Source organism: Pedobacter sp. JCM 36344 (assembly GCF_046546555.1).
Classification (GTDB): Bacteria; Bacteroidota; Bacteroidia; order Sphingobacteriales; family Sphingobacteriaceae; genus Pedobacter.
Genome location: NZ_JBKHKK010000022.1, coordinates 1 through 18,221, shown reverse-complemented (window position 1 = coordinate 18,221; position 18,221 = coordinate 1). Strand labels below are relative to the sequence as shown.

Genomic DNA, 18,221 nt, shown 5'->3' with positions numbered 1-18,221 from the left:
AAAATAGGGCGTAACTATTTTATTACAGGTAAATTCTTTTATTTAAAGTAAAATATTTGTGGTACTAGTCTACGGAAACCGTAAGGCCTTCTTGTTGTAAGATTTTACGATAGATCTCCATCTCTGTAAAAGAGCCTTCCAGAACCGCACATTTCCCTTTATTATGAACTTCCCAGGCAATTTTTTCAGATTGAGGTTCTGTGTAATCCAGATATTTTATCATGCAATGGATCACATGGTCAAAAGTGTTGACATCATCATTCCAAAGTATCAATCGATGAACCGTCTTTAACGAGGTCAGGATCTCTTCTAATGTAAATGTTTCTTCTTTTGTTTCTGTTGACATCCCGCAAAAATAAGGTTATTTCAAAATAATGTTGTAGTTAAAGTTTTTTTTGCCTAAAATTAGTAAACTTCAGATATGATGCAGCGTTCAAAAATTGCCGGTATTGGTTATTACGTTCCCAAAAATATATACACTAATTCTGATCTTTCCAGATTTATGGAAACCAGCGATGAATGGATTCAGGAACGTACAGGCATCAAAGAACGCCGTTTCGCTGATAGATTAGAAGAGACCACAACTACAATGGGAGTGGAGGCTGCAAAAATTGCTATAGAACGTGCTGGCATCACTGCACAGGATGTCGACTTTATTATCTTCGCTACCTTAAGCCCAGATTATTATTTTCCGGGTTGTGGCGTTTTGCTACAGCGGGAAATGAAGATGAAGGAAATAGGAGCGCTCGACATACGCAATCAATGCTCTGGATTTATCTACGCACTTTCTGTTGCAGATCAGTTCATAAAAACAGGGATGTATAAAAATATCCTGGTTGTAGGTAGTGAGAAACATTCTTTCGCTATGGATTTTGAAACCAGAAGTCGTAATGTGTCCGTAATTTTTGGTGATGGGGCAGGGGCTGTCGTGCTACAACCTACAAGTAAGGATGGTCAAGGTATTTTGAGTACGCATTTGCATAGCGATGGCGCGGATGCAGAGCTGCTTGCCATGTTCTATCCCGGATCTAATGCCAACAAATGGCTAAAAAACAAACCCCCATATCCTGACCAGGAGCTGGGCGGACTATTTCTTACGACAGAACAATTAGAAGGAGGCGCTGCGCTACCATACATGGACGGGCCCGCTGTATTTAAGAAAGCTGTCGTGAAGTTCCCAGAAGTAATCAAAGAGGCCTTGGCTGCCAATGATAAGAGTGAAAAGGACATCGATCTGCTCGTTCCACACCAAGCCAATCTAAGAATTAGCCAGTATGTGCAACAACTGCTTGGCCTGCCGGATGAAAAGGTGTTTAATAACATACAGAAGTATGGTAATACGACTGCTGCATCCATTCCGATAGCGCTTTGTGAAGCTTGGGAATCGGGAAAAATCAAAGACGGAGATCTCGTGTGCCTCGCTGCTTTTGGTTCTGGCTTTACCTGGGCTAGTGCTTTGATTCAATGGTAGTCGAACGGATAATCTAACTGCCCTTCGCCGATCTTGTCATTTGCTCGAAAGCATCCCACATGTCATCACTAATGGCTTCCATACCGTTAAACTGACCAGCGCCTTGTAACCATTCACCGCCATCAATTGTAATTACCTCACCATTAATATAACCAGAGAAATCACTCACTAAAAACGCAGCGAGATTAGCGAGTTCCTGGTGTTCACCAACTCTTTTAAGCGGTACCCTGTTTTTAAAATTAAACTTCTCCGCTAAATCGCCGGGTAATAGCCTCTCCCAGGCACCTTTAGTTGGAAACGGTCCCGGAGCAATCGCATTTGTCCTGATTCCGTACTTACCCCATTCTACAGCCAACGAGCGGGTCATCGCTAAAACGCCACCTTTTGCACACGCAGATGGAACAACGTAGGCCGAGCCGGTAAAAGCGTAAGTCGTAACTATATTCAACACACTTGCAGGTTGTTTCTCCTTGATCCAATGCTTTCCAAAAGCCAGGGTACAATTCACAGATCCTTTCAAAACGATATCAATAACTGTGGAGAACGCATTGGCGGATAAACGCTCCGTTGGTGATATAAAGTTACCTGCTGCATTGTTTAATAACGCATCAACCTTTCCGAACGCTTTTAAGCTTTCAGATAGCACTTCCTCAACCTGACTGTATTCCCGAACATCACAAGCCAGTGCCAGCACTTTACCTCCGGTTTCCTGCTCCATTTCTGCCGCAGTCTTTTGAAGTACTTCAAGTTTCCTGCTGGTGATCACCAAATTAGCTCCCAATTTCAAAAAGTATGTTCCCATTGCCTTCCCTAACCCTGTACCACCCCCGGTAATAACAATAGTTTTTCCTTTCAGCGCATCATCACGCAACATTGGCTCGTTATACATAGCTATTTTCTTTGAAGGTTATCAATAATAGTTTTTAAAATACTTCTGGTGGCTGGCGCCCACCATTGCTGTAGCATTGTCGCGAGCGCTTCACTTTGATCTGCACTGGTTGCAGCAATTAAACTTTTCCTAATGTTCAATTTGCTCTGCTCCCAGGTATTTTTTTCCATCGCCATGTATTTCCTGATCTTACGCTCCGCTGCAGTCAGTATGCTAGCCGGGTTAACAACCTCATCTATAAGGCCTATTTTTAAAGCCTCTTCCGGACTAAATAACTTACCTTCTAACAGGCTTCGCGCTGCATTTGCTTGACCAATCCAAAAAGAATAGAGCACAAATATGCTTTCAGGAACCATGATGCCAACCGGAACTTCATTAAGGCCAATGATATACTTTCCTTCAGCCATGATCCGATAGTCACAAGCTAATGCGATCACGCATCCACCAGCCGGACTGTGGCCATTGATGGCAGCAACCAACGGTTTTTTAAAGGAAGTAATCGTAGCCGTAAAATTTAGAAACTTATGCCAGAAGGATGCTGCCTCTTCTTCAGAATAACTGTAAAGTTCTATTAAGTCAAGACCAGCGGAAAAGAAGTGTTCCTTACCTGTAATAATTGCGCCGTTGATATTTAAATCATCGGCAATATTTTTCAGAATGTCATCCAGCTCTGTGATCATCTCTCCATTCATAGCATTGGATTTGCCACGGTCCAGGGTAATAATTGCTAAACGATCTTTTATTGTGACTTTTATGGTGTTCATAAACTACTTAAAATTATTTAACGGTGTATGTATAGACTGCTCTGGAAAGGTTCCCAAACATATCAATACCCTCAATAACAATACGGTGTATACCAGGTTCATCTGAACAATAGTAGCTGAACTGAGCTTTACCGTTTTCATTTGTAGCAATTAACGGATTCCAATAGATCGTTGTTCTGAAGTCTGGGGCACTATCGGTAGATTCCGGGCTGTATTTTGGTGTGTAAAATTCTCTGCTTACATAGTAACCTTTCGGCACAAAAGTAGTAATGCCTTCAACATATTTAGATGCACCATAATTATTGTTCCCTCCTCGCTTCGTAGTAACTATTAAAACTCCACCGCCTCCTCTACTTCCATATATTGAAGTATAAATGATGCTCTTTAAAATCTCAACAGTTTCCACGTCTGCAGGGACAATGTTATCTAAAAAGCTGGGCTCCATAAACATGCCATCAACTATAACCTGCATCGGGGCTCCATTATTTCTCATAAGCGATGGTATACCGTTTCTAAACATCAATCCTGCTACCCTGCCTTGTAGGCATTGTGATAAGGTCACGCAAGTCTGTAGCTGATCTGCATTGATAACTGCATCAGCACCCCCGCTGCCATTGAGGTTGGATGAGTTTTGAACTTTGGCTTTCTTTTCCTGAATTTTGACTTCCTTCAGTGTAATGCTTCTCTCTAATTGACCGCGTCTGGTAAGTTCATCGAAATAGTTTTTGCTTTGCTGCAAGTAGCCTGAAAGCGCATCGTTTACGTTCACAATCACATCTCCGGTATTTTTATTTTTGGTAACAATTTCCCCACTTACAACATTCATCATAAAATCAACATTGCGCTTTCCCTTTAGTGTTCTCGCCTGAACGATAAACTTTGTACTGTCCCTAAAGCTCAAGCCGTCAAAATTGAATTTACCGTTATCATCTGTCAGCGTGTCTATTGAAAGAAAGCCGCCGCTTGTAGAAAATAGGGAAACCTTAGTTTTAGGGATCATCTTGCCTCCGGTGGTTGCTATCGCGCCCGATACTACCAGACTCTTCTCTGGCTGGTAACGAATATTCGGTGATAAATTGTTAATTACGTTATTCCAAATAATTCTTCTCCAGCCCTGCGTGAGCATCAGGTTGTCAACATCACCGCGGGTTTCCGCATTGTTATTGTTTAAATAATAGTTGGGTTTCTCCACATAGCCAATAAGGTCAGCAGTCAATAACAAAGTTGTGAAAATGTTGCTTTCATTAAGTTCATCTGGGGTTACAGACTTAGTATTGGAAACAGCAACAGAAAAACTTCCCTGAACAAGCTTAGTCTGAAATTGAGCGCTAAGGTCAACGATAACTTTTTCTCTCGGGCTGTAGCTTTCTTTTTCTGTTTTTATCGTTGTAGTAATCTTGTCTGCATCGTTGTTTACAAAAACAAGCCGTTCACAAACAGGCTTGTTCTCCCCGTCAAACAATGTCAGTTGGATGATGCCTGAGGGCAAATCCTCCTTCTTAATTACGGTGGAAATCACTGGTTTCGAAGAGGAGGATCGGGTCGAAAAATATACATTACCATTGTGCTGGGTAACGAGCTTCAGCTCTCCCTTATTCAACAATCCCTGAGAGATCATTATTTTTAGTTGTATATTCTCCGCAGTGTTCACTGCCGAGACAACATAGCCTTGAGGTAATGCTTTTGGTAGCTCGAATGATTTCTCGGAACCATCCTTAAATTTGATCTTTGCCGAATACACTTTTCCAGGTTGTGGATTAATTACAAAATGGCCCATCCCCAGATGTGTACTTTCCAGCGTATTTACTTCTTGTCCTTCATTGTCTATAATTGTGCCCGTAACATCCTCACCAAGTCCACTTGAGTTCATTGCTTTGAAACCCGCCTTACTTGGCAATTCCTGGACAAGGTTTCCGCCTTCGGGAAAGAACTGTACGTCCACCTCATTGGCGGTAGATTTTATTAGAATATCCTTAGTCACCTTTTTGCCATCTGGTAGCGTTAGCGTAGCTGTAATCCTTCCAGATTTATAAATAGCAGGTTGCGCATTCAAAAAGGAAAGATCTACTTCACCCGCTGCGTTTGTAGTCGCTTTACCTTTCAATATACTTCTAAAACTTAGCTGAACATCATAAGTCAGATCAGCCGATGCATATGGCTTGCCGTCCTTGTCACTAAATTTAATTAATGCGTTCACTTGTTGAGCCGTATTCTTTTTTTCAAATGTATAGCTTGCATTGGTAAAGACTTTGTTGGACCAGGAATTTCCTACTTTAATGGTTTTATCAAAAAAGAAATCTGTACCCGCATTTCTCATCCATTGTGTATAAGCCCTAATTCTATAATTGCCTTCTACAAACGATTCCGATAGTTTGAAATCGCCAACACCAATCCCGGAGACTAAGGGTAATTTCAAAAGCTGTTTTACAGAGTCTTTTTCGTTGAGGAGTTCAACATACAGCGCTCCACTGATCTGAGAAGGTCTTGATGTCTGTACGTTAATTACATAGGCCTTAAACCAAATGTCATCACCTACAGCATAATATGGCTTATCAAAATGAAGATAAACTTTCTCCTGTTGATATTCTTTATTATAGATTTCCATCTTCTTGAGGATTACACTGAAGGGGTCGTCTTCGAAGCGGAAGGCAAACACCGCTACGAGACTCAGGGTCAGGAGCGCAAGGAGGGGCAATCTATACTTCATGCGAGTGCTTTTCTAAAAATTATTCTTCCACATCATGCTCTCTACAGGTTTCGTCGTCTTATTGCTGTATTTCGCATTTTCTTTGTTATTGTACATGGTTTGAATATCTCCCTCTACCATGAAATAAATTAATTGTCCAATAGGCATCCCGGCATAAATCTTCACGGGCTGTGTGCAGGAAATTTCTAAAGTCCATGTATTGCAAAAGCCAACATCTCCTTTTCCAGCGGTTGCATGGATGTCAATACCTAACCTCCCGGTACTTGATTTTCCTTCCAGAAATGGGATATGGGCATGGGTTTCTGTATATTCTAACGTTACTCCAAGATATAAAGTGCCGGGGTGTATGATATATCCATCCTTCGGAATTTCAAAGTGCTCAATCTGGTTGTGTGCCTTGGCATCTAGCACCCGGTCTTTGTAGGTAGCCAAGTATTTTCCAAGGTGAACATCATAGGAGTTTGTCCCCAGACAGTCGTCTCTAAATGGCTCAATTATAATCGTTCCCTTCTCAATTTCTTCAATAATTCGTTTGTCTGACAGTATCATTTTGTAAAGGATTTGGACTAAATTATGATTAATTTAAGATACTTTTGCATAGTATTCTAAAATAGAGATGCCCATAGTTTTTAATAAAAATATTGACAACGACACTGTTCTGGCTGTTTGGAAGATTGAAGAAACTGAAGCGCAGCTGATGTCGGGTTTACAACTAAAACAGCATGAGCTCGATGTGATCGCTTCACTCAACAATGGCAAACGATTACTCCATTGGTTAAGCACCAGATTATTACTTCGAAAGATGCTCAATACTTCCGAATATATCGATTGTCAGATGGACGAGCATGGCAAGCCCTACCTTCCTAACCTGGGCTACCACATCTCCTTAAGTCATTCTTATGACTACGCTGCGGTTATCATCGGAAAAACCCGAAAAGTCGGGGTGGATATTGAATTAATTAAACACAAAGTTAAAACCATCAAACATAAGTTCCTGTCAGATATTGAACTTGCTCAAAAGCAAATAGGCGACAATGTAAATGGTTTATATGTTTGCTGGTGTGCTAAGGAGGCTATTTTTAAATGGAATGGTAGAAAAGGCCTGGAATTTAAACAGCACATTCACATCAAACAATTCATACTCAAAGATGAGGGAGAATTAAACGCTTTAGTGGAATTGCCGGAAGGAACTCAGGAGCTAAATGTAAAGTACTTCAAAACCTCAGACGGCTATATGCTCGGCTACGTAGTGGCTTAATAGAATGAATAAGAACGTAGAATATATGGATTGGGGCTTACTTGACTATCAAGCTGCCTGGGACAAACAAGATGCTATCTTTGAAAGAACTGTTGCCCTAAAAACTCAGAACAGAACTAACGGAACTTCTTTGCCCACACCTAATTATTTGATCTTTTGTGAACACCCTCATGTATACACATTAGGCAAAAGTGGTAAACCTGAAAACCTATTATTAGATGAGCAGGGATTAAGAGATCAGCATGCTACCTATTACCAGATCAACCGTGGTGGAGATATTACCTACCATGGGCCCGGACAAGTTGTTGGTTATCCAATTCTTGATCTGGATAACTTCTTTACTGATATACATCTTTACCTCAGGACGCTTGAAGAAGCGGTGATTCTTACTCTGAAAGACTACAACATCCAAGCTGGGCGCTATACCGGCTATACAGGTGTATGGCTTGATGCCGACAATGAAAAGGCTCGTAAGATCTGTGCGCTAGGAGTAAGGTGCAGCCGATGGGTAACCATGCATGGTTTTGCATTTAATGTGAACACTGATCTTGATTATTTTAAAAACATAGTGCCATGTGGTATAGATGATAAGGATGTAACCTCAATGAGGCGCGAACTTGGGTATGAGCTCAATATGGAAGAAGTCAGACATAAGTTGAAAAAGCACATTGCTGCGTTGTTTCAGATGCAGATAAGCCAATGAAACTAGACTATCTCGCCCTTGGCGATTCCTATACCATAGGGGAGTCCGTACAAGCTTCCGAAAGCTTCCCTTTACAACTTGCTGCCCAACTTGGAACAAATGGCCTGATTATAAATCCGCCAACTATCATTGCAAGGACGGGCTGGACGACGTCTGAACTTCAGGAGGGAATTAGATTGTCAGGAGTTATCCAGAAATTTGATTTTGTTACGTTGCTAATCGGGGTAAACAATCAATTCCGTAAAGATTCCAAAGATGTTTACAGAAAGGAGTTTAGAGAGCTGTTGAAAACTGCTATTGATTATGCCAAAGGAAATAAGGCTCGAGTATTTGTAGTTTCTATTCCTGATTGGGGGGTTACTCCATTTGGTAAGAGAAGCGGTAGGATTCAACAAGAGATTTCTACCGAAATTGATGATTTCAACCGCATTTGTAAAGAGGAAACATTGGCCATGGGAATCGACTATACTGACATCACCCCGGCATCCAGAACTGCAGCATCGGATCTAAGTCTTATAGCGACAGATGGATTGCACCCTTCTGGAAAAATGTATAAAGATTGGGCTATCAATATTGCTCCGGCCATCATAAAGGCATTTAAGCCGTAAAGGGAGTAACAGATATTTGGCAATTAAGGCGCAGCAAAAAATTTAACACTCTGGTAAACTAATCGGAATATTGGTGGCTAGTCCTCCGTCAGAAGTTTCCTTATATTTCGAGTTCATGTCAAGCGCAGTTTCCCACATGGTATTTACCACGGCATCCAGACTTACCTTGGCCTTATCTGGGTTGCTCTGCAATGCAAGCTGACTAGCCGTAATTGCTTTAATTGCACCCATTGTATTTCGCTCTATACATGGAATTTGTACTAAGCCGCCGATTGGGTCACAGGTCAATCCCAGATGGTGTTCCATAGCAATTTCTGCTGCCATTAATACTTGTCGTTGAGAACCACCCAGACATTCGGTTAATGCTGCCGCCGCCATCGCTGAGGATACTCCGATCTCTGCCTGACAACCACCCATCGCTGCGGATATCGTCGCACCTTTCTTGAAAATACTGCCCACTTCAGAGGCACATGAGATAAACTGTATAATTTTTTCTTCAGAATAGCCATCGCAAAAAGTGATGAAATACTGCAGTACTGCAGGGATAACGCCGGCAGCACCATTTGTAGGCGCAGTAACTACCCTTCCAAATGAAGCGTTTTCTTCATTGACAGCCAAAGCAAAACAGCTCACCCAATCTAGAATATAATTGAATCCATTGCCACCTTTCCTGATCGCAACTACCCAGCTCTCGTAATCAGTATAGGTATTTGCAGCAACTAACCTCCTATTTAAAGCGGCAGCTCGTCTTGCAACATTCAATCCTCCCGGCAGGAATCCGCCAGTGTGACAACCTCGGTAAATACATTCCTGCATCACCTTAAAATGCTGTAGAATGCCTGTCTTGGTATCTGATTCTTTCCTCCAGGCCGATTCGTTCTCCATAACAACTTCAGAAACCTTTAAGCCGGTGCTTAGGCACCAATGTAACAGATCGCTTGCCTTTTCGATAGGGAAGGGAAGGTCAACTGCTTCCTTCTCCCTTCCTGTCTCGCCTTCCTTAACCACAAAACCACCACCAATAGAGTAGTAAGTTTCTGAAAAGGCTTTACCAGTGTTTAAGAAAGCTTGAAAGGTAACCGCATTGGGATGAAAGGGTAAACTTTCGAAAAATAAAAATGACAGGTCATTCTCGTAATTGAAAGGAAGAAATTGTGTTCCGGCCAAATGGAGAAGTTGTTCGCTTTTAATTGCTGCAATGGTACTGTCTATAGCGTTGACATCGAAAGTTACTGGATCAGCAGCTGTTAACCCAAGTAGTATGGCTACATCCGTCCCGTGTCCCTTGCCTGTTTTAGCAAGCGAACCATACAGCAAAATTTTTACCTGTTCAACAGATTCCAATATGCCATTTGCAGTAAGCGAAGTCGTGAATCGCTGTGCAGCTTTCCATGGGCCAAGGGTATGAGAGCTTGAAGGCCCAATGCCTATCTTGAAAATATCGAATACTGAGATCTGTTCCCGTTGCATAGTTACAAAGCTAATTAAACAATGGTTAACTGCCGCCATCACCATTAAATTCTAAAACACAAAAAACCCGCTGCTGGAGCGGGTTTTTTTAAGCTATAAAGCAAATGATATTACATCATTCCGCCCATACCGCCACCACCCATTGGAGGCATACCACCACCGGCAGGAGCATCTTCAGGATCATCAGCCAATACGCATTCTGTTGTTAATAACATTGCTGCAATTGAAGCTGCATTTTCCAAAGCTACACGACCAACTTTTGTAGGGTCAATAACTCCGGCAGCGATTAAATTCTCATATACATCAGTACGTGCATTGTAACCGAAGTCACCTGTACCTTCTTTAACTTTTTGAACAACGATGGAACCTTCGACTCCAGCATTTTGGCAAATCTGACGCAAAGGCTCCTCTACTGCACGTTTAACGATCGCAATACCAGTAGTTTCATCATCATTTAAACCTTTCATACCTTCCAATGCTTCAATAGCACGGATGAAAGCTACACCACCACCAGCAACAATGCCTTCTTCAACAGCCGCACGGGTTGCGTGTAAAGCATCATCAACACGGTCTTTTTTCTCTTTCATTTCTACTTCAGAAGCAGCACCAACGTAAAGAACAGCAACACCGCCAGCTAATTTAGCCAAACGCTCTTGTAATTTTTCTTTATCGTAATCAGATGTAGTAGTCTCTATTTGAGCTTTGATCTGGTTAACACGAGCTTTGATGTCATCAGAAACACCAGCACCATTGATGATCGTTGTATTGTCTTTATCAACAAGAACTTTCTCAGCAGTTCCTAAATAAGATAGGTCAGCATTTTCTAATTTAAACCCTCTTTCTTCAGAGATTACAGTTCCGCCAGTTAAGACTGCGATGTCTTCCAACATTGCTTTTCTTCTGTCACCAAATCCTGGAGCTTTAACAGCAACAACTTTCAGAGATCCACGGATTTTATTTACTACCAAAGTAGCAAGCGCTTCACCATCTAAATCTTCAGCAATGATCAATAGTGGTTTACCAGTTTGAACTTGTTTCTCCAATACAGGCAACAATTCTTTCATGTTGCTGATCTTTTTGTCATAAATCAAAATGTAAGGGTTTTCTAATTCCGCCTCCATTTTATCAGCATTGGTCACAAAGTATGGAGACAAATAACCACGGTCAAATTGCATACCTTCAACTGTTCTTACTTCAGTTTCAGTTCCTTTTGCTTCTTCAACAGTAATTACACCATCTTTACCTACTTTACTCATAGCCTCAGCGATTAAGGCGCCAATAACTTCGTCGTTGTTAGCTGAAATAGATGCTACTTGTTTGATCTTTTTGTTGTCTTCGCCAACAGTTTGTGATTGAGCTTTAAGGTTTTCAACGATAGCTGCAACAGCTTTGTCGATACCACGCTTCAAATCCATTGGGTTTGCACCAGCGGCTACGTTTTTGATACCAGCAGTTACAATTGCCTGAGCCAATACAGTTGCAGTTGTTGTTCCATCACCTGCGATATCAGCAGTTTTGGAAGCAACTTCTTTAACCATTTGAGCACCCATGTTCTCAATTGGATCTTTTAATTCTATTTCTTTAGCTACCGTAACACCATCTTTAGTGATTACAGGTGAGCCGAATTTTTTATCAATAATTACGTTACGACCTTTTGGGCCTAAGGTTACTTTAACTGCATTAGCCAAAATATCAACACCTCTTTTCAGGGCGTCACGGGCTTCTACGTTATATTTTACTTGTTTTGCCATTTTATTTTTCGTTGATTCTTGTTTAAATAAAAAAGGAGACCGGGGTTAACCCGCCCACTTTAGAAATTATAGAAAGATTAAAGTGTTCCTAAGATGTCAGTTTCTCTCATAATTAAATACTCTTTACCTTCAATAGTGATTTCAGTACCACCATATTTACTGTAAAGAACTAAATCTCCAACCTGTACTGTCGGTACGATCAAAGCTCCTGTGTGGTCAGCTGATCTGCCTGGTCCAACAGCAACTACTGTTCCTTGTTGAGGTTTTTCTTTAGCGGTATCAGGAATATAAAGACCAGATGCTGTTCTTTCTTCTGCAGCAGAAGTTTCAACAACCACTCTGTCTGCATTAGGTTTAAAGTTTAAAGCCATAACTTGTTATTGTTTTTGTTTAAGTTTTTGTATAAAAGTAATTTAATTACGCCAAATATTAACTATCAGTTTTTATGCCAAGGCATATTTGCTTGACAAATTTACACGGCATTGTCAGCTAATAGTTTAGGGGGCGTTCCAAGTGTGCCAGAGTGGCAGAATGGAAAAAGCCCGATAAGTTTGACCTTATCGGGCTTTTAGTTATTCGGATAACCAAATTATTTTTTTGTAGTATCTGTTGTAGAAGGAGTTGCAGTAGCTGGAGCCGGAGCAGTTTGCTGGCCTCCTAAAATAGAAGGGGCAGGAGCTTTATCCAATTGTTCCTGAATTCTAGAACCTGTTCCTGTATTTGAGCCGCCAGATTTAGCCATTGTAGTGATTGATAAGGTAACCACAACAATTAAAGCAAGTAGAACCCAAGTTCCTTTCTCTAAAACGTCACCAGTACGTTGTACGCCAAACATATTGCTGCCAGTGCCGCCAGTAGCTAAGCCGCCACCTTTTGGATTTTGTATCAAAACAAACAATCCAAGTGCAACGCAAATAATGATTAGTAAAATAATTAAAAACAGCATAGTATGTTATTGTATTAAATTTTCTTTTGAATCGATTGAATAAGGTCGGCAAAGTAACGGCTTTTTTCTGGAAACTTCAAACTTAATTTTTCGTAAGTCTGTATCGCTTTATCGTAAAGCATTTGTTCAATATAGATCTTCGCTAAAGTTTCCGTAACCATATCGTTGTGGTCTTCAGCGCTCTTTCTTGCCTTGTTGTCATTGTTGATTTGTTCTGCCCTCGGTGTGCGGATTTGGGGGTCATTCTTAATGAAGTTCTCAATGATTTCATTCCCCCCAGGTTTAACTTTATAATTGACTGGTCCGCTCAACAGATCTTCTGCATTGAATGGTGTTTGAAGATGGAAAATGTGCTCTACATACTGCTGTTGTAATTCACTAGGCTTAACAAAAGATGATGTCTGCTGACTAACTTCTGACAATTCCTTATTCTGTTTAGGAGAGGCATAAGGCTGAAAAATTTGCTGATGCTCCTTTCTGGTTTTAGCCAGCCACCATAAAAAAGTATAGGGTAGTTTGTCGTCATCGTACTTACTAACAATATTATCTTCGGGAGCAGTTGCGGCCAGCAAGTCAGCTTCTGCGGATTCCTGTTCTTCAATTTCAGGAATAGACTCCACCTGGAAGTTTTCCTGAAAAGCGAAGAAGTCAGTAGCAACAATATGCGCTAAAACCAAGTCTTGTTCTAACTTGTCTTCTTCAGAAATTACTTCCCTGTAGTCATCAATATTAACCTCGCCGATCTCATCGAATGTTTCCTGTTCGTCAACTTCACTGATTTCCGCTTCGCCTAGCTCAATGGGTTGTGCTGCTTCCAGTTCTATTTCCACTGCTTCAACTTTGACCTGCAATCCGTAAATAAAAGAAGTCTTTACCAGTGCTTTCGGTTCGTGAAGCAGGGTATGCAACACCTGTCCGTTTGTATACAAAGCTGCCTTTGCCAATGTCTCCTTCTGCGCTTCGGTACCCAAGCTGGCTTTCGCAAGCAATAATCTGAGGGGCTGAAAGTATGGGTATTTTACTATCAGATTCCTCAAGGCAGGCGCGTCGTTCGGACTGATCTTGTCAGGTGCCTCCAGAAAAGTAGATATATTGAACGTATCTACCACTGTGCAAAGGCTCTGTTAAAAATATCTTCGATCAGCTGTGCTGTCACATCCTTGATTAGCGCAGGTTCCTGAGCTTGAAGGTTTCCAGCAAGCTTAAATTCCTTAAAACGCTCAAAGGCCTCTTCGAAACTTTTTTTAGGATCAAGGTTGTTCACGTATTTAACGTTTACTCTTATTGTCAATCTGTTCGCGCCAGCGAGTGCCTGCCTATTGCCATTATCCTGAAGGGCAACAGGTCTGATGTCATACCCAGTAATATTTCCAGAAAATGTTGCCTCTGGCTCATTATTAGTGAGGCTCAATTTCGTTTGATTTCTGATCCTGGTTTTGAAATCCTCCGTTAGCTGTGTGCTTAAAGTGGATACAACCAAGGGTGCGTTATTCTCGAAAACAGTAACGTTTACTGTCTTCATGCCAGGGGGTATTGACGCGCCGTCCAAACTAACCTTACAACCACTGATCATAAAGAAAAGAATAACGATATATAGATTTCTCATCACTAATTCAGGTTAAGTTCTTTGATTTTTCTGTAAAGGGTACGCTCCGAAATACCCAACTCCTGCGCAGCAAACTTACGTTTTCCCTTGTGCTTTTTTAAAGCTTTTTTAATTAAGTCAGACTCTTTATCAATCAATGACAACGATTCTTCTACCTCTTCTGCATCATGGGCATAGTTGTAATCTACCGGTGCATTCTGGGAAGGTTTCTTAATTGTTAGTTGTGCTTGCTGAGGATCATGGTTGTTGGTTTGATCTACATCCTGATAGAGTTGGTTAATATAATGGGTATTGTCCTCCATGATGTGAGCGGTATTACCGCCATTCTGAAGGATCTCCGCAACGAGCTTCTTTAGCTCCATCATATCCTTTTTCATGTCAAACAGCACTTTGTAAAGGATGTCCCGCTCCGTGTAATCTTCTTTATTATTTCCGTTAATTGTCATTGGCAGATTGCTGCCACTCTCATTGGGTATGTAATTCAGGATCGCTGCTGCAGAAACATTACGTTCTTTTTCAAGTACACAGATCTGTTCTGCGATATTTTTCAACTGACGCACATTTCCAGGCCAGCTGTAATTACTTAAAATCTGTATCGCATCCGGCTCAAGCTGGATACCAGGACTCCTGTATTTGTCACTAAAATCAGCAGAAAACTTTCTGAATAACAGGAAAATATCTTCTTTACGTTCATGTAAAGCAGGGATTCTTAAGGGAACAGTATTTAGTCTGTAGTAAAGATCTTCCCGGAATTTTCCTGATTTCACCCTGTTGTAAACATCAACATTTGTTGCCGCGATGATTCTTACATCCGTTTTCTGGACTTTCGAAGATCCAACTCTTAAATATTCCCCGCTTTCAAGAATACGAAGCAGGCGAGCTTGAGTTCCAAGTGGGAGTTCCGCTACCTCATCAAGAAAAATAGTCCCTCCATTTGCAACTTCAAAGTACCCCTTCCGGGCCTCATGAGCACCAGTGAAAGATCCTTTCTCATGACCAAATAATTCTGAATCAATAGTACCTTCAGGTATAGCTCCACAGTTCACCGCGATAAAAGCACCATGTTTTCTAGCGCTCATCTGATGTATTATGTGAGAAAAAACCTCTTTACCACTACCACTTTCACCGGTAATTAGAACCGACATGTCGGTTGGTGAAACCTGTCTGGCAATATCTATAGCCCGGTTCAACAGGGGGGATCCCCCGATTATTCCGAAGCGATTCTTTATATCTTGTATATCCAATGTATAAGTTTTTAAATTAAACCATCTCAGGCTCTTGCACCACAACACTTCCTAATAATGTTGCCGATGTGCACCTGTCAACATACACGTTAACGTATTGTCCAGCTAAAACGCCTTCAGTAGCCGGGAAAACAACCATAGCATTCTGATCATTGCGACCACAAAAATCTTTATCAGATTTTTTAGAGGTTCCTTCTACCAAAATTCTCATCGTTTTGCCAACAAACTTTTGTAAACGATATAATGATGTTTGTTGTTGTTTTAACAAGATTTCTGCAAGTCTTCGTTTTTTAACCTCCCCAGGGATGTCATCAGCAAACTTACGTGCCGCTAAAGTACCGGGCCTTTCAGAATAGCTGAACGTGAATGCAAAATCGTAACCCACATAGTCCATCATGCTTAACGTTTCCTGGTGATCTTCTTCGGTTTCTGTGCAGAAGCCGGCGATAATATCTGAGGAGATTGCACAGCCAGGAATGATGCTTCTAATGGCATCGATGCGGTTGATGTACCACTCCCGTGTATAGGTGCGGTTCATCAGATCTAATATTCTGCTGCTCCCTGATTGGACAGGAAGGTGAATGTAGTTGCAAATGTTATTGTGCTTAGCAATGGTGTATAAAACCTCATCTGTAATGTCTTTCGGGTGAGAAGTAGAGAAACGTATTCTCAGCTCATTACTAATCAGCGCTACTTTTTCCAAAAGCTGGGCGAAATTCACTTCAATATCAGCATCTTCCTGGGCGTCTTTGCCTTTCCATTTGTATGAATCAACATTCTGCCCCAATAGTGTCACCTCTTTGTAGCCTCGATCGAAAAGATCCTTGGCTTCCGCTAAAATGGAATGTGGATCACGACTACGTTCTCTTCCACGTGTAAATGGTACTACGCAGAAAGAGCACATATTGTCGCAGCCCCTCATGATCGAAATAAACGCAGTGATGCCATTTCCATTTAATCGGACAGGACTAATGTCCGCATAGGTTTCTTCTCTCGATAGCAGCACGTTTATTGCCTTGTGGCCACTTTCTACCTCAGTCAAAAGCTGAGGAAGTTCACGGTAGGCATCCGGACCAACCACAACATCCACTAATTTCTCTTCTTCAAGAAATTTAGATTTCAAGCGTTCCGCCATGCAACCTAAAACACCGACGATCAACTTAGGATTGCGGCGTTTCTCTGCGCCAAATTGCGATAAGCGATTGCGAACTCTTTGCTCCGCATTTTCTCTAATTGAGCAGGTATTGATAAATACTACATCAGCCTCTTTATAATCTCCAGTCGTCTCAAAGCCTTGGTCGAAGAGTATGGAAGCAACGATTTCACTGTCTGCAAAGTTCATCTGACAACCATAGCTTTCGATATAAAGCTTTCTACCATTTCTTACTTTTGGTCCGTCAACTATCAAAGCCTCTCCCTGGCGCTCTTCATCGTGTGTCTTATTGTTCAGTTGTAGATCAATCATAATTTTTGTAACATTTCTCGGGGTTACAAAAATACGGAAATTATTTTAAAAATGACAAAGTGGCAGGTGCTTTATTAAAAGTCGGTTGCCGGACCCAATATCATCTAGAGTTGACTGCAGTATAATTAGGATTTCATAGAAGGAGAGGTAGCTACGTTAGTTGTATAGAAGTTTAATTGAATTCAATTTAAAACAATTGTAAAAGCAATGCAAGTCCAATTTATTACTGTTCAGATTGGACTTGCATTGCTTTTGTATTGGACTTGCATTGGACTTGCCAAAATTACAACCCTAACTTTGTCCTATCCTAAAATGGCTACACAGGTTGTCCGATACTGAAAATGGTTTACAGTTTTTGAGGTTAGTATAAATTAAACAATTTTAACCCTATATTAGTAGAAGACACTGTATGAGAAAATTTACACTAGGCCTTGTTGTCTCCTTATTGTTCTTGATGGTTAAGACTTCTGCCTGTACTTGCATGGGAACTACTGTAGTAGGGTACTTTCAGCGGTCCAGTTTTGTGGCAAAGGTAAAATTTCTAAAAATAGTGCAGGATGCTTCAAATCCGGCTTATCATAATGCAGAGATTGAAATGATCACAATCTATAAGGGCGAGCAAATTAAAAGTATAAAAATAATGAGCGACTTGCAAAGCTCATGTGCTTTTCTACCAACTGAAAATTCGATATGGTTAATATTCGCTTCCGTCCAGCATGGTGAAGTAACCTTCGGTTACTGCTCAGGGAGTTTACAAATAGATAAAATCTTCGACCCGATCAAATACCCAAACGGCGATCAACAATTTAAGAGCTCTGTTAAACTGAAGCTGCTGACTCTTGACTTTTTAAAAAAACGCCATATATTAGATGCCAACCCTTCAAAACTTGTTTTTTTCAGCCCAGATATTTCATCAATTAGCGGTTATAAAAATGGGAATCGGATGGCAGTTTTTAGGGCTGATGTTAATACGGATTTATCAATTGGCAAAATCAAGGCATTGCAAGAGTTTAAAAATAGGAAGCTGAATCAAGTATATCTAGGACTTTTAAAAAAAGATTTGAAGACTGGCAAGAATCAGACCCTAACTAAACCTACCCAAATAATCATTTTTTGCTATTATTACGAAAGCGATAAAATTGAGCCCAGTTTTATTAGCTACAGGAGTCTATAGGAATATTATACAAGCCAAATAAAAAGTTTAAAAACTATTTCGGCGTTACTATCTAAACCCTTATTGACTTTTCGCCAAGCACGCAGCGGAAAACCTGAATTTCTCGGAACCTCTGAATGCCCAAGTACGAAAGGATCGTCCTGCTGAATTTATTTCATTATTTCC

18 protein-coding genes are annotated in these 18,221 nt (G+C 40.9%); 5 read left to right on the top strand and 13 right to left on the bottom strand.

Features of this window, described 5'->3' with window-relative positions:
* Window positions 1–64: 64 nt before the first annotated feature.
* Entirely contained in the window at window positions 65–346 is a 282-nt protein-coding gene (locus ACHFIZ_RS16995) for an ATP-dependent Clp protease adaptor ClpS (protein ID WP_410888023.1), read from the bottom strand.
* A 75-nt stretch (window positions 347–421) separates the two neighbouring features.
* Here ACHFIZ_RS16995 and ACHFIZ_RS16990 point away from each other — a divergent pair, with 75 nt between their 5' ends.
* Entirely contained in the window at window positions 422–1,471 is a 1,050-nt protein-coding gene (locus tag ACHFIZ_RS16990; RefSeq protein WP_410888021.1) for a 3-oxoacyl-ACP synthase III family protein, read from the top strand.
* A gap of 13 nt (window positions 1,472–1,484) precedes the next feature.
* On the opposite strand, the gene ACHFIZ_RS16985 is transcribed toward ACHFIZ_RS16990, so the two are convergent.
* From ACHFIZ_RS16985 to dcd, 4 genes are read right to left on the bottom strand one after another with little or no spacing between them, the layout of a single operon-like run.
* Window positions 1,485–2,360 (bottom strand): SDR family oxidoreductase, encoded by an 876-nt coding sequence (locus ACHFIZ_RS16985; RefSeq protein WP_410888019.1) that lies wholly within the window; start codon window positions 2,358–2,360, stop codon window positions 1,485–1,487.
* 2 nt (window positions 2,361–2,362) lie between these two features.
* Entirely contained in the window at window positions 2,363–3,124 is a 762-nt protein-coding gene (locus tag ACHFIZ_RS16980; RefSeq protein ID WP_410888017.1) for an enoyl-CoA hydratase/isomerase family protein, read from the bottom strand.
* 13 nt (window positions 3,125–3,137) lie between these two features.
* Window positions 3,138–5,831 (bottom strand): TonB-dependent receptor, encoded by a 2,694-nt coding sequence (locus ACHFIZ_RS16975; RefSeq protein ID WP_410888015.1) that lies wholly within the window; start codon window positions 5,829–5,831, stop codon window positions 3,138–3,140.
* A gap of 12 nt (window positions 5,832–5,843) precedes the next feature.
* Entirely contained in the window at window positions 5,844–6,380 is a 537-nt protein-coding gene (dcd, locus tag ACHFIZ_RS16970; RefSeq protein ID WP_410888014.1) for a dCTP deaminase, read from the bottom strand.
* Between the two features lie 67 nt (window positions 6,381–6,447).
* Between dcd and ACHFIZ_RS16965 the strand changes: the two genes are divergently transcribed.
* From ACHFIZ_RS16965 to ACHFIZ_RS16955, 3 genes are read left to right on the top strand one after another with little or no spacing between them, the layout of a single operon-like run.
* Window positions 6,448–7,089 (top strand): 4'-phosphopantetheinyl transferase family protein, encoded by a 642-nt coding sequence (locus ACHFIZ_RS16965; RefSeq protein WP_410888012.1) that lies wholly within the window; start codon window positions 6,448–6,450, stop codon window positions 7,087–7,089.
* 4 nt (window positions 7,090–7,093) lie between these two features.
* The gene (gene lipB / locus ACHFIZ_RS16960; protein WP_410888010.1) at window positions 7,094–7,792 is read left to right on the top strand and encodes a lipoyl(octanoyl) transferase LipB; all 699 of its coding nucleotides are present in this window, start codon (window positions 7,094–7,096) and stop codon (window positions 7,790–7,792) included.
* Window positions 7,789–8,400 (top strand): SGNH/GDSL hydrolase family protein, encoded by a 612-nt coding sequence (locus ACHFIZ_RS16955; protein WP_410888008.1) that lies wholly within the window; start codon window positions 7,789–7,791, stop codon window positions 8,398–8,400. The genes lipB and ACHFIZ_RS16955 overlap by 4 nt, the downstream gene beginning before the upstream one ends.
* A 42-nt stretch (window positions 8,401–8,442) precedes the next feature.
* On the opposite strand, the gene ACHFIZ_RS16950 is transcribed toward ACHFIZ_RS16955, so the two are convergent.
* The 8 genes from ACHFIZ_RS16950 to miaB all read right to left on the bottom strand — a co-directional run bounded on the left by ACHFIZ_RS16950 (window position 8,443) and on the right by miaB (window position 16,882).
* Window positions 8,443–9,870 (bottom strand): L-serine ammonia-lyase, encoded by a 1,428-nt coding sequence (locus ACHFIZ_RS16950; protein WP_410888006.1) that lies wholly within the window; start codon window positions 9,868–9,870, stop codon window positions 8,443–8,445.
* Window positions 9,871–9,980: 110 nt separating this feature from the next.
* Window positions 9,981–11,621 carry a chaperonin GroEL gene (gene groL / locus ACHFIZ_RS16945; RefSeq protein WP_410888003.1) on the bottom strand — a complete coding sequence of 547 codons (1,641 nt, stop codon included), beginning with the start codon at window positions 11,619–11,621 and terminating at the stop codon, window positions 9,981–9,983.
* Between the two features lie 77 nt (window positions 11,622–11,698).
* Window positions 11,699–11,992 carry a co-chaperone GroES gene (groES, locus tag ACHFIZ_RS16940; protein ID WP_410888001.1) on the bottom strand — a complete coding sequence of 98 codons (294 nt, stop codon included), beginning with the start codon at window positions 11,990–11,992 and terminating at the stop codon, window positions 11,699–11,701.
* Window positions 11,993–12,210: 218 nt separating this feature from the next.
* Complete coding sequence (gene secG, locus ACHFIZ_RS16935) at window positions 12,211–12,567, bottom strand: preprotein translocase subunit SecG (RefSeq protein WP_410887999.1); 357 nt, start codon at window positions 12,565–12,567, stop codon at window positions 12,211–12,213.
* Window positions 12,568–12,581: 14 nt separating this feature from the next.
* Window positions 12,582–13,676 carry a hypothetical protein gene (locus ACHFIZ_RS16930; protein WP_410887997.1) on the bottom strand — a complete coding sequence of 365 codons (1,095 nt, stop codon included), beginning with the start codon at window positions 13,674–13,676 and terminating at the stop codon, window positions 12,582–12,584.
* Window positions 13,670–14,173 (bottom strand): LptE family protein, encoded by a 504-nt coding sequence (locus ACHFIZ_RS16925; RefSeq protein ID WP_410887995.1) that lies wholly within the window; start codon window positions 14,171–14,173, stop codon window positions 13,670–13,672. Before ACHFIZ_RS16925 ends, ACHFIZ_RS16930 begins: the two co-directional genes overlap by 7 nt.
* A gap of 2 nt (window positions 14,174–14,175) precedes the next feature.
* Window positions 14,176–15,417, bottom strand: coding sequence for a sigma-54 interaction domain-containing protein (locus ACHFIZ_RS16920; protein WP_410887993.1), 1,242 nt, complete (start codon window positions 15,415–15,417; stop codon window positions 14,176–14,178).
* Window positions 15,418–15,433: 16 nt separating this feature from the next.
* Window positions 15,434–16,882 carry a tRNA (N6-isopentenyl adenosine(37)-C2)-methylthiotransferase MiaB gene (gene miaB / locus ACHFIZ_RS16915; protein WP_410887991.1) on the bottom strand — a complete coding sequence of 483 codons (1,449 nt, stop codon included), beginning with the start codon at window positions 16,880–16,882 and terminating at the stop codon, window positions 15,434–15,436.
* A gap of 409 nt (window positions 16,883–17,291) precedes the next feature.
* Between miaB and ACHFIZ_RS16910 the strand changes: the two genes are divergently transcribed.
* A complete protein-coding gene (locus ACHFIZ_RS16910; RefSeq protein WP_410887989.1) occupies window positions 17,292–18,056 on the top strand; it encodes a hypothetical protein in 765 nt (254 codons plus the stop codon).
* Window positions 18,057–18,221: the final 165 nt, after the last annotated feature.

Excerpts from the sequence above, each read along its gene's own strand:
- ACHFIZ_RS16950 (WP_410888006.1), bottom strand. The coding sequence starts at position 9,870 with ATGCAACGGGAACAGATCTCAGTATTCGATATTTTCAAGATAGGCATT.
- groES (WP_410888001.1), bottom strand. The coding sequence starts at position 11,992 with ATGGCTTTAAACTTTAAACCTAATGCAGACAGAGTGGTTGTTGAAACT.
- dcd (WP_410888014.1), bottom strand. The coding sequence starts at position 6,380 with ATGATACTGTCAGACAAACGAATTATTGAAGAAATTGAGAAGGGAACG.
- lipB (WP_410888010.1), top strand. The coding sequence starts at position 7,094 with ATGAATAAGAACGTAGAATATATGGATTGGGGCTTACTTGACTATCAA.
- ACHFIZ_RS16980 (WP_410888017.1), bottom strand. The coding sequence starts at position 3,124 with ATGAACACCATAAAAGTCACAATAAAAGATCGTTTAGCAATTATTACC.
- ACHFIZ_RS16925 (WP_410887995.1), bottom strand. The coding sequence starts at position 14,173 with ATGAGAAATCTATATATCGTTATTCTTTTCTTTATGATCAGTGGTTGT.
- ACHFIZ_RS16995 (WP_410888023.1), bottom strand. The coding sequence starts at position 346 with ATGTCAACAGAAACAAAAGAAGAAACATTTACATTAGAAGAGATCCTG.
- secG (WP_410887999.1), bottom strand. The coding sequence starts at position 12,567 with ATGCTGTTTTTAATTATTTTACTAATCATTATTTGCGTTGCACTTGGA.
- groL (WP_410888003.1), bottom strand. The coding sequence starts at position 11,621 with ATGGCAAAACAAGTAAAATATAACGTAGAAGCCCGTGACGCCCTGAAA.
- ACHFIZ_RS16985 (WP_410888019.1), bottom strand. The coding sequence starts at position 2,360 with ATGTATAACGAGCCAATGTTGCGTGATGATGCGCTGAAAGGAAAAACT.
- ACHFIZ_RS16910 (WP_410887989.1), top strand. The coding sequence starts at position 17,292 with ATGAGAAAATTTACACTAGGCCTTGTTGTCTCCTTATTGTTCTTGATG.
- miaB (WP_410887991.1), bottom strand. The coding sequence starts at position 16,882 with ATGATTGATCTACAACTGAACAATAAGACACACGATGAAGAGCGCCAG.
- ACHFIZ_RS16990 (WP_410888021.1), top strand. The coding sequence starts at position 422 with ATGATGCAGCGTTCAAAAATTGCCGGTATTGGTTATTACGTTCCCAAA.
- ACHFIZ_RS16965 (WP_410888012.1), top strand. The coding sequence starts at position 6,448 with ATGCCCATAGTTTTTAATAAAAATATTGACAACGACACTGTTCTGGCT.
- ACHFIZ_RS16955 (WP_410888008.1), top strand. The coding sequence starts at position 7,789 with ATGAAACTAGACTATCTCGCCCTTGGCGATTCCTATACCATAGGGGAG.
- ACHFIZ_RS16975 (WP_410888015.1), bottom strand. The coding sequence starts at position 5,831 with ATGAAGTATAGATTGCCCCTCCTTGCGCTCCTGACCCTGAGTCTCGTA.